The following is a 14123-nucleotide window of genomic DNA, read 5'->3' as shown; positions in this document are numbered from 1 at the left end:
CGCGCGTGATACCGCCGATTGGGATTCAGCTCACAGTGCCTTGGCAACCTTGGCCTTGATCTTGTCGGGCAGCGCGTCGGCGACCGCCAGCGCGGGCAGCAGCGCCCGCTCGCCCATCATCGCCCGGAACACGGTGCCGATCGTCACGGTGTGGTCGGGGCGGTCGACCACCTCGACGCGGTCGCCTGCCCGGACCGTGCCCGGCTCGATCACCCGGAAGTACGCGCCGGGCAGGCCGGCGGCGGTGAACGTCTTCATCCACCCCCGGATGCCGAGCCAGGTCGCGAACGTCCGGCACGGGGTCCGCGGGCTGGTGACCTCCAGCAGCAGCCCGTCGTCCCCGACCGCCCAGCGCTCCCCGATCAGGCAGGCGGACAGGTCGACGCCGGAGGTGGTGATGTTCTCCCCGAACATGCCGTTGGTCAGCTCGCGACCCAGCTGGTCCGCCCAGTGGTCGAGGTCCTCGCGGGCGTAGGCGTACACGGCCTGGTCGTCGCCACCGTGGTACTTGCTGTCGCACACCGAGTCGCCGACCACGCCGCTGCCGAGCCCGCCCTTGCGCGGGCCGGGGGCGCGCACGGCCAGCGGTTCGCTGCTGGGCCGCTTGTCGATGCCGGAGCGGCGCGAGCCGAGGTCGATCGGGGAGGTCGCGGTGTTCACCGTCAGGACCGATGCCATACCGACAGCTAACCAGCCGCTACCGGCGGGCTATTCCGTCGGCGGTCACAGGCCCGCCGGATAGTCAGGCACGTCCACGGCGTAGCGGTGCAGCACCTCCAACGGCACCACGTCCAGGGTGCGTTCGTGGGTGCAGGCCAGCACCACCGGGCAGGCGAACCCGTCCTGGTGGGCGCGCAGCCAGTTCAGCGCGGTCACACACCAGCGGTCGCCGGGCACCAGGCCGGGAAACCGGTAGGCGGGCATCGGTGTGGACAGGTCGTTGCCGATCGAGCGCTGGTGGCTGAGGAACTCGGCGGTGACCACCGCGCAGATGGTGTGCCTGCCGAGGTCCTCGTCGCCGGTGCTGCAGCAGCCGTCCCGGTAGAACCCGGTCATCGGTTCGGTCCCGCAGGGCTCCAGCGGGGCGCCAAGAACGTTTCGGTCGGACATCGGCTCAGTATCGCCGAGTCAGATGCTCAGCCTGCGGTAACGCTGAAGCCGCCGCACGCCCTGCGCCGGGGCGGCGCCCGGCACCGGCGTCAGCGCCGCGGTCAGCCGGTCCCGCACCGCGTCGGTGTCCAGGCCCATCCCGATCGCGACCAGGCTGTTGGCCACCGCGGTCGGCGGCGCGACCGCGACGTGCACCGTCGGCCCGACCACGTTCACGCTGTAGATGCGGGTGGAGGTCCGGTAGCGCACCGCGATCGTGCCCTTCATCCGGTACACCCCGGCCGGCGGCTCCTCCAGCAGGCCGATGACCGCGCCGGGATCGACACAGCCCTGCGCGGTCACGGTCACCGCGTCCGCGTGGGTGGAGTCATGGGTGTGGTGGTCGTGCGGGGCGGGTTCGGGATCGGACCACAGTTCGCGGAAGGTGAGTTGCCCGACGTGGTCGGTGTCCGCGGCGACGTCGTAGAGCAGTGCGGGATCGACGCGGCCGGCCGTGACGCCGACGACGTAGGCGTGCGGATTGAGTTCGCGCACCCGGCCTTCGATGCGGTCGAGCGCCTCGGCGCGCTCATCCTCGGGAATCTGGTCCAGCTTGTTGACCACGACCAGGGTGGCCGCGGCGTAGCGCGCCGGCGGCGTGGCGTCGCGGTCCACGGTGTCGAAGTGGGTCGCCGCGTCGAGGACGTCGACCACACCGCCCGGACGGATCCCGTCCACGCCGCTGAACCGGATGATGCGCGAGACCGCCACCGGGTCGGCCAGCCCGCTGGCCTCGACGATGATCGCGTCCAGTTTCAGTCGGGGGTCGGCCAGTCGGGCCAGCGCGACGTCCAGCCCGCCCTCGTCGGGCAGGCAGCAGATGCACCCGCCCGCGATCGACGCGGGCTCGTCGATCTGACCTGTCACCAGGCCCGCATCCACGTTGAGTTCGCCAAAGTCGTTGATGACCACGCCGATTCGAGCGTCGGGGCTGCGTAGTACGTGGTTGAGAAGCGTCGTCTTGCCCGCACCGAGGTAGCCGGTCAACGCGATCACGGGTATCGGCTGCACAGCTCGGCAGGCTACCCGGCGCCGGTGTCGGCTGACGACCCGCGACACCGTCCGAATGTGAGTAGCATTACACCCGCACCGCTTTCGTCGGCGCAGTGGGGGGATCAGTGCAGGGAGGGACAGGTAGCCGCGTCGACGGCGGCACGGGCACGCTCGACGGCCCCGGCGACCTTCGTGCGCTGACGGCCCTGTTGCGGATCTCCGAGGCCGTGTCCCGGGCCGACCACCTGGACGAGGTGCTCGAGGTCATCGCCGGACAGGCCATGGCGGTACTGGGCGCGGCGTCGGTGTCGATCTGCAGGGCAGAACTCGACCGGGATGCGGCCCGGGTAATGATCAAGCTCGGCGATCCTGCGCCGTCGGAGTGCGAGCTGGCCGCCCCGGTGGTGGTCGGCGGGGTGACGTGGGGCGAGATCTCGGTGACGGGCGCCGGCGGCCGGCGCTTCGATGGCCGCGATGCCGAACTGCTGCACGAGATCGCCGCGCACACCGCGGTCGCGGTCAGTCGCTCCGAATTGCTGACCACGGTGTGGCGTTACGCGTTCGAGGATCCGCTGACCGGCATCGCCAACCGGCGCGCGATCGACCGGCGGATGAGCGAGATCGACTGGTGCACAGGTTATCCCGCAGCACTGATCTGTGACCTGGACGGCTTCAAGCGAATCAACGACCGGGACGGGCATCCGGCCGGAGACCGGCTGCTCCGTGGGGTGGCCCGTGAGCTGCACCGGCTGACATCGGCGATCGACGGTGCGGTGGCCGCCCGGTTGGGCGGCGACGAGTTCTGCGTGCTGCTGCCCGACGCCACGCTGGCCTCGGCGCAGGTCTTCGCGATGGACGCTACCGCGGCCATCCGCGCCGACGTGACCTCCGAGGTCACCGTGTCCTGGGGTGCCGCGGTGGCCGGCCCCGAGATCGGTGACGGTGACGCGCTTCTGGCTGCCGCCGACGCCGCGTTGATGGAGGCCAAACGTCAAGGGCCCGCGCACTACAGCACCGCTGAACCCGGTCCGGAGGCACCGGCCGCACTGAACCGCCGGGTCACCGAGGCCCGCCCTCCGCTCGACCTGCTGCCCGGCATGGTCGTCGAAATGTTCTCGCAGCACAGTGATCTGACCGTCGCGACGGCGATGGAACTGCTCGTGATGCAGGTGCAGCTGGTCACCGGCGTCGCGGCGTGGGCGGTGTCGGAGCACGCCCCCGGCAGTGCGGCGTTACGGACGGTGCGCAGTGTCGACAGCGTGCACCGGGACGAATCCGGGCTGCGGGTGCTCACCGATCTCGGGCCGTCCACCTACGAGCTGGCCCGATACCCGACCTCGGCCCGCGCGGTGACGGAGGGCTCCACGTTCGTCGCGGCCGTCGACCTGGCGGACTCCGATCCCGCCGAGGTGGCGCTGTTGGCTCGGCTCGGCTACGCGGCGGTGCTGGGTGTCGGCGTGCTCGCAGGCCACAGGAACTATCTGCTCGAGTTCTTCTCGCACGACGGGCATCACGAGCTGGCCCGGATCGGCCCGATGGTCGAGGTTCTCGGCGCCTACTGCGTGTCCCGGCTCAGCGGAAACCCGCCGTCCCGCCGTCGACCATGATCGTCTGTGCGGTGACGTACGAGGACTCGTCGCTGAGCAGGAAACACACCACGGGCCCGATGTCGGTGCCGACGTCGCCGAGCCGCCCCATCGGCACACTGCGCAGGCTCCGCTCGTAGGCTTCGGGCGCCATCTCCCGCCACGCCCGGACGCCGTCCGACTCGGCGAACGGGCACACCACGTTGACCCGCACGCCGTCCCTGGCCCACTCCATCGCTGCGGCTTTGGAGATCCCGCGGATCGCCTCCTTGGCACCGGCGTAGGCACCGAACTTCGGTTTGCCCAGGGTGCCTGAACCGGAACCGAGGTTGACGATGCTGCCGCCGCCGTTGCCCGCCAGGGTCGGGTACGCCGCCTGCATCAACTCGAAGGTGGCCCGCGGGCCCGTGTCGAAGACCAGGTCGTAGTCCTCGCGGGTGATGTCCTGGAAAGGTTTCGGTTCGTTGGTGGCGATCGCGTTGTTCACCAGACCGTGCACGGTGCCGAACGCGTCGACCGCGGCGGCCACGATGCGCCGTGCGCAGTCCCGCTCGCGCAGATCCGCCACCAGCGGACGCACCGAAGGCCCCAGCTGGTCGGCCGTCTCACCAAGCAGTCCGGCGTCCCGGTCCACCGCCAGCACCGACGCCCCGCGCTCGACCAGCGCCGACGCGATGCCCTTGCCGACACCCCGCGCCGCACCGGTGACGATCACCGTGCGGCCCTCGAGCAGTGTCACCGGAACGCGGGAGGTCACGCCCGTCACGGTAAGGCAGGCAGCTGGTTTTTGACGACCACTCCGTCCTTGACGATGACCGCCAGGTTGGCGCTCGGGTCGCCCAGCAGGGCCAGGTCCGTGGTGGGATCCCCGTCGACGAGCAGCACGTCGGCCCACGCGCCCGGTGTGATCTCGCCCAGCCGGGCGGCTTTGTACGGGTCGCGTTCGCCGGCGAGCCGGAACAGTTCGGCGTTGCCGGAGGTGAGCAGCCGCAACGCGTCGACGGTCGTCATGTACTCGCCGAGGCGGACGGCCATCGCGCTCTGCAGGTCGTCGTGTTCGGGTTCGAACAGCAAATCCGTTCCCCACGCGACCTTCACGCCGTGCTTGGTGGCCCAGCCGTACAGCTGGTCGGTGCCCGAGCAGATCTCCCGGTTCTTCTCGGCGCTGTCGGGATTGAGGAAGCTGTGGTCGTGTTCGGCGAAGGGCTGCGTCGACAGCCAGACGCCGCGCTCGGCGAGCATCGCGATGGTGGGTTCGTCGGCGAGATGTCCGTGCTCGATGGACTTCACACCGGCCTCGACCGCGCGTCGGATCCCGGTCACGTTGTACACGTGGGTGGCGACGTAGGTGCCGTAATCCTCGGCGGCCTGCACCGCGGCCCGTAGCTCCGGCTCGGTGAACTGCACCGTGTAGAGCGGGTCGTACAGCGACGCGGCGCCGCCGCCGACCATCAGCTTGATCTGCGAGGCGCCCAGCTTCAGCTGTTCGCGGACCGCGGCCAGCACCCGGTCGGCCCCGTCGGCTACCCGCATGAAGCCGATCTCCTCGGCGCGGGACTCGTTGCCGCCCAGGGCGGTTGGTGTCTCGTAGACGAAGCCGAAGTCTCCGTGGCCGCCGGTCTGGGAGATCGCGGCCTGGCTCGGGTAGATCCGCGGACCGAGCTCGGGCCTGGCGTCGATGACCTTTTTGATGCCGACGGTGTCGCCGGCCATGTCACGCACGGTGGTGAAGCCGCGCAGCAGCGTGTCCTTCGCCGCGGCCAGGGTGGCCGCGGCCAGTTGCGTCTGCGATCCCATGGCGAGATCGAGCAGCGTATTCGCCATCCCGACGAGGTGGATGTGCGCGTCGCTCATGCCGGGCATGAGGGTGCGCCCGCCACCGTCGAGCACGGTGGTGTTGTCGGTCTCCGCCACCGGCGACGTCTCCACCGCGGCGATGGTGCGTCCCTCGATCAACACGTGGCCGTCGATCACCCGGTCGGAGAGACCGTCGAAGATTCTCACGTTCTTGATCAGCAGACGTCGTCCCGTGGAACCGGCCTCAGCCATCGTGGCTACCTCCTCGTGTTCCGCCACACGTTAGCTGAACAGCACGGAAGGGCCGGGCCCCTGGGGGCCCGACCCTTCCGGAGAGACGGTGTTACTCAGTCAGTCAGCTCATGCGGCGTCAGCTCACGGCGCGGGAATGGTGGCGCACCCGATGCCCGGGATACAGCCGGCGGCGCCGTCAGGTCCGGCGGTGCCGGACGGACCGCCGGGGATCGCGCCGCTGGCGCCACCCGGTCCGGCCGCACCTGCGGGACCGCCGGGGATGACGCCGGACGCGCCGCCGGGACCGGCTTCACCTGCGGGACCGCCGGGGATGACGCCGGAGGCGCCGCCGGGACCGGCCTCACCTGCGGGACCGCCCGGGATGGCGCCGGCAGCGCCGCCGGGGCCTGCGGTGCCGTTCACCGCGCACGGCGTGCCGTCCGGGTTGAAGCACGGGGGAGGCGCCGGCTGGGCAAACGTCAGGGGCGCAGTTGCGATCGCCGTCGCCGCAGCGCCCGCAAAGAGGAACGAGCTGATGATTCGCGGGGTTGAGGTCTTGTTTCGCATGACAGGAATGTTGCCGGGCAGGGGGGAATCGAAACCACCCAATTTGTGACCGTGCTCCCGCGGTCGCATCAGCACTGGTCGGCGCGGTGGCATGCTGGCCCAATGGGATTGGTCATCAGACTGCTCGAGTTGATGCTCGTGCTGGTGCCGCTGATCGGCGCGGTCTACGCCGCGTTCCGGGGGTTCACCGCGCTGCGCGGACGCCAGTCCGGTCCCGTCGCCCAGCCCGCCGAGATCACGCAGGCCGGCGACCCCACGGCGGCGCAGCGCAGGGTGATCCGCCGCGCAATCGAGGAGCACGACCGGACGGACACCCGGTGGCTGGAATACGAACTCGACGTCGCCAAGGTGCTGGACTGCCCGATGATGACGGACCTGCGTGATCCGCTGACCGAGCGTTTCCACCGGGCGAAGCTGCGTGTCGATTTCCTGCGGCCCGCGGACGTCGCCGACCTCGTCGACGACCGCGACGCCACGCGCGACTACCTGGGCGCGGTGCAGGAGTACGTCACCGCGTTCGACATCGCCGAGGCGGAGGCGTTACGGCGCAGGCGCTCAGGATTCACCGGCGAGGAACAGCAGCGCCTGGCCCGGGCTCAGAGGCTGCTGCGGACGGCCGCCGATTCGGCTGCCACGCAACAGGAACGGGAGCGCGCCTACCGGCTGGCACGGCGCGAACTCGACGGGCTGCTGGTGCTTCCCGAACGTGCCCGCGCCGCGCTCGAGCGGGGGATCAGCGGCGAACTTGGTTAACCGTTGTCCAGCGCCGCGTCGGCCACGTCGAGGGCACGGTCGAGCAGTGCGAGCCCTTCGCGGGCCTGCTCGTCGGTGATGATGCACGGCGGCACCACGTGGATGCGGTTGTAGTTCGCGAACGGCAGCAGGCCGAGCTTCTTGCACTCGCCGATCACCGAGTTCATTGCCGCACTGGAACTTCCGTACGGCGCCAGGGGCTCGCGGGTGTCCTGGTCGGCGACGAGTTCGACCGCCCAGAACACCCCGGCGCCGCGCACCTCGCCGACGCACCGGTGCCGTGCGGCGATGTCGCGCAGGCCGGGGCCGATCACCTCGGCGCCGACGCGGGCCGCGTTCTCGACGATGCCCTCCTCGGCCATCGCATTGATCGTCGCCACCGCGGCGGCGGTCGCCAACGGGTGCCCCGAGTAGGTCAGGCCACCGGGGTACGCGCGGTGGGCGAAGGTCTCGGCGATGGCGGGGCTGATCGCCACACCGCCGAGGGGCACATACCCGGAGTTGACGCCCTTGGCGAAGGTCAGCAGATCGGGGGTGACGTCGAAGTGGTTGATGGAGAACCACTTCCCGCTGCGGCCGAAGCCCGCCATCACCTCGTCGGCGATGAACATGATGCCGTACTCGTCGCAGAGTTCGCGCACGCCGGCGACGTAGCCGGGTGGGGGCACCATGATGCCCGCGGTGCCCGGGATCGACTCCAGGATGATGGCCGCGATGGTGTTCGGGCCTTCCATCCGGATGGTGTCGTGCAGATGCTTGAGCGCGCGCTCGGATTCCTCGGCCTCGGTGGTGGCGTGGAACTGCGACCGGTACAGGAACGGGCCGAAGAAGTGCACGACGCCGGCGTTGCCGTGGTCGTTGGGCCAGCGGCGGGGGTCGCCGGTGAGGTTGATCGCGGTCTCGGTGCCGCCGTGGTAGGAGCGGTAGCGCGACAGCACCTTGTAGCGGCCGGTGTGCAGCCGGGCCATCCGCACCGCGTGCTCGACGGCGTCGGCGCCGCCGTTGGTGAAGAAGATGGTGTCCAACTCGCCGGGGGTGCGCTCGGCGATCAGCCGGGCCGCCTCCGAGCGGGCGTCGTTCGCGTGCTGGGGGGCCACGGTGCACAACTTCGCGGCCTGCTCGGCGATCGCGGCCACGACCTTGGGGTGTTGGTGCCCGATGTTGGTGTTGACCAGCATCGAGGAGAAGTCGAGCAGTTTGTTGCCGTCCCCGTCCCACACGTGGCAGCCCTCGGCGGCCACGATCGTCATCGGGGAGATCTCGGCCTGCGCGGACCAGGAATGGAACACGTGGGCGCGGTCCAGTTCATAGGTGCGGGCGGCCTCTTTGCGGGCGGCCTCGACGGTCAGTCCGTTGGGCAGCAGGCCGGTGTCGTCCAGCGTTTCGTTGAGCACAGGGAAACGGTAGATGCCCAAGCTGGGAAGCGACAATTAAGATCCCGGACCTGCAGGATTCGCAGTCGGCGGGCTACGCCTCGACCGCAGTCTCGAGTTCGGTCAGCGCCTCGCCGGTGTACACCGCCAGCCGCTGCAGGCTGGGCAGTCGGTCGCGACAGCCGACGAAGCCGAGGTTCACGGTGTCGGCGTAGCTCTGCAGCGTGATGTTCAGCGCCATGCCGTGGATCGGTATCGACACCGGATAGGTGGCTTCCAGTCGGGAGCCGTTGAAGTACAAGCGCTCTCGCGGACCCGGCACATTGGACACCACGAGGTTGAAGGTGTGCGGCCACGGCGGGTTCACTCCCGTCAGGGCGCCGGCGATCTGACCGCCGGCGCGAGCAGCGCCGCGCTGTAGGCGATGATCGCGGCCGGGGACATCGTCTGCAGTTGTGCCTTCGCCGCCCGGGTGGCCGTGGTGATGCCCGACAGCCGTTCGACCGGGTCCCCGATGTCGGTGCCCAGCGGCGCCAGCATCGCCCCCACCGAGTTGCCGCCGCCCTCGTCCCCTTTCGGCCGGACGTTGACGGGCATCAGCGCGATCAACGACCGGTCCGGCAGTTCGTCGAGCTCGGCCAGGAACCTGCGAAGCCCACCGCCGATGACGGCCAGCGCGACGTCGTTGATGGTCGCGCCCTCGCGCGCGCTCACCTTCTTGAGCCGGTCGAACTCGTACTGCTGAGTGGCGAATCGGCGGTTGCGGGTGATCCGCGCATTGAGGATGCTGTGCGGCGCCGACGCCGAACCGGAGATGCTGCCGTAGTCGCCGTCACGCCTGAGCTGGGTGTTTACCAGCGCCGAGGCCAGATCCACCGCAGCGCTGACCCCGCCGGTCACCGCCGAGCCGACCCCGCCGATGGTCCGCAGCGCCGTCGTCAGCGGATTGGTGGGTGCGCCGGCCTCCCGTCTGGTCCGCTCGGGCATCGGGATGTTGAAGATCATCCGGCTCTCCCGGGCGCTCGGATCGGGGGACAGGCTGCGCCCCAGCATCCGCATCGCGGTGTAGCCGTCGACGAGCGCGTGGTGGATCTTCAGGTACAGCGCGAACCGCCCGTCCTCCAGGCCTTCGATGAAGTGCAGCTCCCACGGCGGCCGGGTGAGGTCGAGATGATTGCTGTGCAGCCGGGACACCAGAATGCCCAGCTCGCGCTCGTCGCCCGGGCTGGCCAGCGCCGAGCGCCGGACGTGGTAGTCGAAGTCGAAGTCCTCGTCGACCACCCAGCTGTGCAGCGGGCTGTACTGGAGCCGCGGGTTGGCCAGCTTGCGGTTCCACGGAGCCACCACCTCGTGGCCGCGGGCGTCGTCGATCAACCCGCGCAGGAAATCCGGCGACGCGCCCGTCGGCGGCGTGAACGGCATCAGCCCGCCGACATGCATCTTCGAGCTCGACGTCTCGCCGTAGATGAACATCAGATCCTGGAGTCCCAGGCGGACGGTGTCGGCGCTCACGGAAGGAACGCTACGCCGGGTGTGTCATGTCCCACAGAATGTTCGGAACGAGGCGCTGAACTCCTTCTCGCCGGGCTGTGCGTACCGCTCCAGTCCGGGCCGCTCGTCGTACGGCGAACTGATCGCGTCGAGCAGCCGGCGTAGCGGGTCCAGGTCGCCGCCGGTGGCCGCGGTGAGCGCTTCCTCGACCAGGTGGTTGCGCGGGATGTAGACGGGATTGACGCGGTCCATTACCGCGGCGTTGGGACCCAGCGCGCGCCAGCGCGCCAGCCAGTCGTCGAACGCGGCGAGGTCGATGAACTCACCGCGCGCCGGTTCGGCGTCGCCGCGGGCCGCGGCGGCCAGCTTCCGGTAGAACGACGTGTGGTCGATCTGGCTCTGCTGCATCTGGGTCAGCAGGGCCTCGATCAGCGGGTTGAGGTCCTCGGTCGACGCGGACGGGACACCCAGCTTGGCGCGCATGCCGTCCGTCCAGGCCGTCTCGTAGAGCTCCTGGAACGCCCCCAGCGAGGCTTCGGCCTTCTCGATCGCCCGGCCGGTGTCCGCGTCGAGCAGCGGCAGCAGGGTTTCGGCGAACCGGGCGAGATTCCACAGCGCGATCGAGGGTTGATTGCCGTAGGCGTAGCGGCCCCAGCTGTCGATCGAGCTGTACACCGTGGACGGGTCGAACGCCTCCATGAACGCGCACGGCCCGTAGTCGATGGTCTCGCCCGAGATCGTCATGTTGTCGGTGTTCATCACGCCGTGGATGAACCCGGCCAGCATCCACTGCGCGACCAGCTGCGCCTGCGCCGCGCTGACCGCCTCCAGCAGCGCCAGATAGGGGTTCTCGGCCTCGGCCGCCGACGGGTGGTGGCGGGCGATCGCGTGGTCGGCGACGCGGCGCAGCAGGTCGGTGTCGCCCTTCTGCGCGGACACCGACGCCGCGTACTGGAAGGTGCCGACCCGCAGATGGCTGGCGGCCACCCGCGCCAGCACCGCGCCGGGCAGCGGGGTCTCCCGGTACACCGACCGTCCGGTGGACACCACCGCCAGCGCGCGCGTCGTCGGGATGCCGAGGGCGTGCATCGCCTCGCTGATCACGTACTCGCGCAACATCGGCCCGACCGCGGCCAGGCCGTCGCCGCCGCGGGCGAACGGGGTCCGTCCGGAACCCTTCAGATGCAGGTCTCGTAGCCGGCCCGCGGGGTCGACGAACTCGCCGATCAGCAACGCACGGCCGTCGCCCAGGCGCGGCTGGAAACCGCCGAACTGGTGGCCGGCGTAGGCCTGCGCGGCCGGGACCGCGTCCTGCGGGACTGCGGTGCCCACCAGCAGGCCGAGCCCGTCGGGTCCGCGCAGCCAGTCGACGTCGAGGCCGAGTTCGGCGGCGAGGGGTTCGTTGAGCACGAGCAGTTGCGGCTGGGGCGCCTCTTCGGCTTTCCACCGCACCGCCAGCTCCGGAAGCTCGCCGACGAATCGGCCCTGCAGCGCGATACTCACCCCACCCAGACTACGGAGGCGGCGCGATCACGGCTATCGCGTCGACGTCGTCCTTGATCGAGAACCGCCGCGAACTCTCCTCGAACACCAGCGTGCCGACCGGATCGCCGGGGGTGCCGGTGTGGGACAGGATCAACGCGCGCTGCCCGGGCGCCACCTCGGCGGACTGTAACGCGGAGGTCGGCGGGTCGCCCTGCGCGATGCGGTCGTCGGTCACCTGCCAGACCACCGGCGGGTAGGTCTGCGGTTCCCCGCACTGCCACGTGGTCAGGCTGAGCTTCGGCGCACCCGTCGGCGGCCACCACAGCTTGGTGACCCGCGAGCCGGCGTCGAGGTCGGGACCGGCCACGTCGTAGGTCTGCTGGGTCCCGTCGGCGTCCGAGGTGACGATCGCCGCGGTGCCGCAGGAGCTGTCGGTGCTGCGGTACAGCGCGTAGGCCAGGGACGCGCCGTCGGGGCTGAGCCGGGCCACCGTGACGGGGCTGTTCGCGTCGGCCTGGCCCAGCGACGCCGGCGCACCGGGGCCGCGGACCGCGTACAGGGTGTCCGGTCCGCCGAACGGCGACGGCGGCGCCTCCACCCGCGCCACGACCGCGGTGCCGCCGCGGGCCACCACCAGCCGCGGTTCGCCGGGGCGCACGCCGGCCACCGGCGGCAACTCGACGACCTGGTGCAGCACCGGCTGCGACGCCGGGTCGGCCAGGTCCAACCGCATCAACCGGTTCGGTTGCTCCCACCACAGGATCGTGCTGCCCCCGGCGGTGCCCAGGGTGGGTCCGACGGAAACCTCCCGGGTGGCGGCCGTGCCGGTGGCGACCTCGAGGGTGACCAGCCGGCCGTCGGCGGTCCGGGAGAACACGAACCGGCCGTCCTCGGTGGTGATCAGGTCGTTGGACGGCGCGAACGTGCCGGGCGCGGTGGCGGTGACGGTGGTGCCGTCGACCACGCCGAGCTCGTCGCCGGCCCGGTAGGCCAGCAGCGGGCCGGTCGGCGCGGGCGCCGGGCTCGTCGTCGTCGGCTCGAACGGGGACCGCGAGCTGGACGGCGTGGCGGTCGTGGTCTCGGGAGAGGTCTCCAGGCCGGTGCAGCCGGTCAGCAACGCGAGAACGCTCAGCGCGGCGACAAGGACAGGGCGGGGGCGGGGATTTCTCTGAGGCTTCTTCATAGGCGGTCTACACCCCATGAAAGCTCACCGGAGCAGGCGGCGGCCCCCCAGGTATGGTGATTTTTCTCGGTTGTGGGGGGAGCGCGCGGCCTCGACGAAGACGTCGGCCGAGCGCGGGGGTGAATTTGTCGTCAGATGCGGAGCAACGCTGTGAGCTTGAACACCATCGCTGTGGAACTCGTGCCGCCCAACGTGGACCGGGGCCGCGAGCAGGCCATGGAGGACGCCGAGAAGGTCGTGCGGTGTTCGGCCGAGGCGGGGCTGGCCTGCCGGATCCGGCACGTGATGATCCCGGGGATGATCGAGGAGGACGGCGACCGTCCCGTCGAGATGAAGCCCAAGCTCGACGTCCTCGACTTCTGGAACATGATCAGGCCGGAACTGCCCGGCATCAAGGGGCTGTGCACCCAGGTCACCGCGTTCATGGACGAGGCCCAACTGGCCGAGCGGCTCGCCGTGCTCGGGGCCAGCGGGTTCGAGGGCATCGCGTTCGTCGGGGTGCCCCGCACCCTCAACGACGGCGAAGGCACGGGGGTGGCGCCGACCGACGCGCTGTCGATCTTCGACAAGGTCGTCGAGAACCGCGGCGTCATCCTGATCCCGACGCGTGAGGGCGAGCACGGCCGCTTCAACTTCAAATGCGACCGCGGCGCCACCTACGGCATGACGCAGCTGCTCTACTCGGACGCCATCGTCGGCTTCCTGAAGGAGTTCGCCGCGACGACCGACCACCGCCCCGAGATCCTGCTGTCGTTCGGGTTCGTGCCGAAGGTGGAGAGCCGGGTCGGGCTGATCAACTGGCTGATCCAGGATCCCGGCAATGCGGCCGTCGAACGCGAGCAGGAGTTCGTCCGGACCCTGTCCGAGACCGACCCCGACGGCCGCCGCCGGCTGATGGTGGACCTGTACAAGCGCGTCATCGACGGCGTGGCCGACCTCGGTTTCCCGTTGAGCGTGCACTACGAGGCGACCTACGGCGTCAACACCGCCGCGTTCGAGACGCTGGCCGAGATGCTGGCGTACTGGTCCCCGGACAAACCCTGACGGGTCCGCATCCGCCGGGATGAGATTTCCCCGCCCGCGGGGTCTACTTGAGCATGGACCCCCGGCACCCGGCGCGCACCCGGCTGGTGCGGGCCGGAATCCGCGGCACCGGGGCGGTGCTGGCCACGTTGTCGGCCGTCCTGCACGTGTCGTCGCCGACAGTCCTCACGGCCGTAATGGCTGTCGTGTGTCTGTATTGCGCCTACCACCTGTGGCGGTTCGACTCCGTGCGGAGCTGGTTGTTCGTTGCGGTCATGAACATCGCGATGATTGCCGCGCACCTGCCGTGGGCGGGTCACCGGCACGGTGCCGCGGGCCCGGCGGGAGCGGCGGGAGCCGCGGGAGCCGCGGACATGGCGGTGGCGATGCAGCTGGCCACCACGATCGCCGGCGCCGAGATCCTGTTCGCAGCGACGGTCCTGTACGTCCGAACCCGTGTGCCCCGGTGACTGCCGTCCGCCTATCGTG

Annotated in this window: 13 protein-coding genes and 1 pseudogene; 4 read left to right on the top strand and 10 right to left on the bottom strand. The window is 70.3% G+C overall.

What is annotated here, in order from left to right; all coding sequences use genetic code 11:
* Positions 1-30: 30 nt before the first annotated feature.
* The 3 genes from C6A87_RS27560 to C6A87_RS27550 are packed head-to-tail and all read right to left on the bottom strand — an operon-like array spanning position 31 to position 2160.
* Positions 31-678 (bottom strand): MOSC domain-containing protein, encoded by a 648-nt coding sequence (locus C6A87_RS27560; RefSeq protein ID WP_311115135.1) that lies wholly within the window; start codon positions 676-678, stop codon positions 31-33.
* Positions 679-723: 45 nt separating this feature from the next.
* Positions 724-1110 carry a DUF2237 domain-containing protein gene (locus C6A87_RS27555; protein WP_311115134.1) on the bottom strand — a complete coding sequence of 129 codons (387 nt, stop codon included), beginning with the start codon at positions 1108-1110 and terminating at the stop codon, positions 724-726.
* Positions 1111-1128: 18 nt separating this feature from the next.
* Positions 1129-2160 (bottom strand): GTP-binding protein, encoded by a 1032-nt coding sequence (locus tag C6A87_RS27550; protein WP_311115133.1) that lies wholly within the window; start codon positions 2158-2160, stop codon positions 1129-1131.
* A 107-nt stretch (positions 2161-2267) separates the two neighbouring features.
* Here C6A87_RS27550 and C6A87_RS27545 point away from each other — a divergent pair, with 107 nt between their 5' ends.
* Positions 2268-3749, top strand: coding sequence for a sensor domain-containing diguanylate cyclase (locus C6A87_RS27545; RefSeq protein WP_311115132.1), 1482 nt, complete (start codon positions 2268-2270; stop codon positions 3747-3749).
* Here the strand turns inward: C6A87_RS27545 and C6A87_RS27540 are convergent.
* The 3 genes from C6A87_RS27540 to C6A87_RS27530 form a co-directional block, all read right to left on the bottom strand.
* Complete coding sequence (locus C6A87_RS27540) at positions 3715-4485, bottom strand: SDR family NAD(P)-dependent oxidoreductase (RefSeq protein ID WP_311115131.1); 771 nt, start codon at positions 4483-4485, stop codon at positions 3715-3717. The two genes, C6A87_RS27545 and C6A87_RS27540, sit on opposite strands and share 35 nt — an antisense overlap.
* 5 nt (positions 4486-4490) lie before the next feature.
* Positions 4491-5777 (bottom strand): amidohydrolase family protein, encoded by a 1287-nt coding sequence (locus C6A87_RS27535; protein WP_311115130.1) that lies wholly within the window; start codon positions 5775-5777, stop codon positions 4491-4493.
* A gap of 123 nt (positions 5778-5900) precedes the next feature.
* Positions 5901-6326: a hypothetical protein gene (locus tag C6A87_RS27530; RefSeq protein ID WP_311115129.1), complete on the bottom strand. Its 426-nt coding sequence runs from the start codon at positions 6324-6326 to the stop codon at positions 5901-5903.
* Positions 6327-6428: 102 nt separating this feature from the next.
* Between C6A87_RS27530 and C6A87_RS27525 the strand changes: the two genes are divergently transcribed.
* Complete coding sequence (locus tag C6A87_RS27525; protein ID WP_311115128.1) at positions 6429-7079, top strand: hypothetical protein; 651 nt, start codon at positions 6429-6431, stop codon at positions 7077-7079.
* On the opposite strand, the gene C6A87_RS27520 is transcribed toward C6A87_RS27525, so the two are convergent.
* From C6A87_RS27520 to C6A87_RS27505, 4 genes and pseudogenes are all read right to left on the bottom strand, one after another.
* Positions 7076-8473 (bottom strand): aspartate aminotransferase family protein, encoded by a 1398-nt coding sequence (locus tag C6A87_RS27520; protein WP_311115127.1) that lies wholly within the window; start codon positions 8471-8473, stop codon positions 7076-7078. The two genes, C6A87_RS27525 and C6A87_RS27520, sit on opposite strands and share 4 nt — an antisense overlap.
* Before the next feature lie 73 nt (positions 8474-8546).
* A pseudogene (locus C6A87_RS27515) lies at positions 8547-9964 on the bottom strand (wax ester/triacylglycerol synthase family O-acyltransferase).
* A gap of 24 nt (positions 9965-9988) precedes the next feature.
* On the bottom strand, positions 9989-11446 hold the full coding sequence (locus C6A87_RS27510; protein WP_311115126.1) for a protein adenylyltransferase SelO family protein: 1458 nt from the start codon (positions 11444-11446) through the stop codon (positions 9989-9991).
* Positions 11447-11456: 10 nt separating this feature from the next.
* Positions 11457-12611, bottom strand: a complete 1155-nt coding sequence (locus tag C6A87_RS27505) for a hypothetical protein (RefSeq protein WP_311115125.1) — start codon at positions 12609-12611, stop codon at positions 11457-11459.
* A gap of 150 nt (positions 12612-12761) precedes the next feature.
* Here C6A87_RS27505 and C6A87_RS27500 point away from each other — a divergent pair, with 150 nt between their 5' ends.
* Together C6A87_RS27500 and C6A87_RS27495 are read left to right on the top strand one after the other, a co-directional pair.
* Positions 12762-13655 carry a mycobacterial-type methylenetetrahydrofolate reductase gene (locus tag C6A87_RS27500; protein WP_311115124.1) on the top strand — a complete coding sequence of 298 codons (894 nt, stop codon included), beginning with the start codon at positions 12762-12764 and terminating at the stop codon, positions 13653-13655.
* Between the two features lie 53 nt (positions 13656-13708).
* Positions 13709-14104, top strand: coding sequence for a hypothetical protein (locus C6A87_RS27495; protein ID WP_311118103.1), 396 nt, complete (start codon positions 13709-13711; stop codon positions 14102-14104).
* Positions 14105-14123: the final 19 nt, after the last annotated feature.

The sequence above is a fragment of the Mycobacterium sp. ITM-2016-00317 genome (genome assembly GCF_002968295.1).
Taxonomy (GTDB): Bacteria; Actinomycetota; Actinomycetes; order Mycobacteriales; family Mycobacteriaceae; genus Mycobacterium.
Note: the sequence above shows the minus strand (reverse complement) of the source record. Positions and strands in the feature narration are given on the sequence as shown.

Excerpts from the sequence above, each read along its gene's own strand:
- C6A87_RS27560 (WP_311115135.1), bottom strand. The coding sequence starts at position 678 with ATGGCATCGGTCCTGACGGTGAACACCGCGACCTCCCCGATCGACCTC.
- C6A87_RS27555 (WP_311115134.1), bottom strand. The coding sequence starts at position 1,110 with ATGTCCGACCGAAACGTTCTTGGCGCCCCGCTGGAGCCCTGCGGGACC.
- C6A87_RS27535 (WP_311115130.1), bottom strand. The coding sequence starts at position 5,777 with ATGGCTGAGGCCGGTTCCACGGGACGACGTCTGCTGATCAAGAACGTG.
- C6A87_RS27530 (WP_311115129.1), bottom strand. The coding sequence starts at position 6,326 with ATGCGAAACAAGACCTCAACCCCGCGAATCATCAGCTCGTTCCTCTTT.
- C6A87_RS27525 (WP_311115128.1), top strand. The coding sequence starts at position 6,429 with ATGGGATTGGTCATCAGACTGCTCGAGTTGATGCTCGTGCTGGTGCCG.
- C6A87_RS27505 (WP_311115125.1), bottom strand. The coding sequence starts at position 12,611 with ATGAAGAAGCCTCAGAGAAATCCCCGCCCCCGCCCTGTCCTTGTCGCC.
- C6A87_RS27495 (WP_311118103.1), top strand. The coding sequence starts at position 13,709 with ATGGACCCCCGGCACCCGGCGCGCACCCGGCTGGTGCGGGCCGGAATC.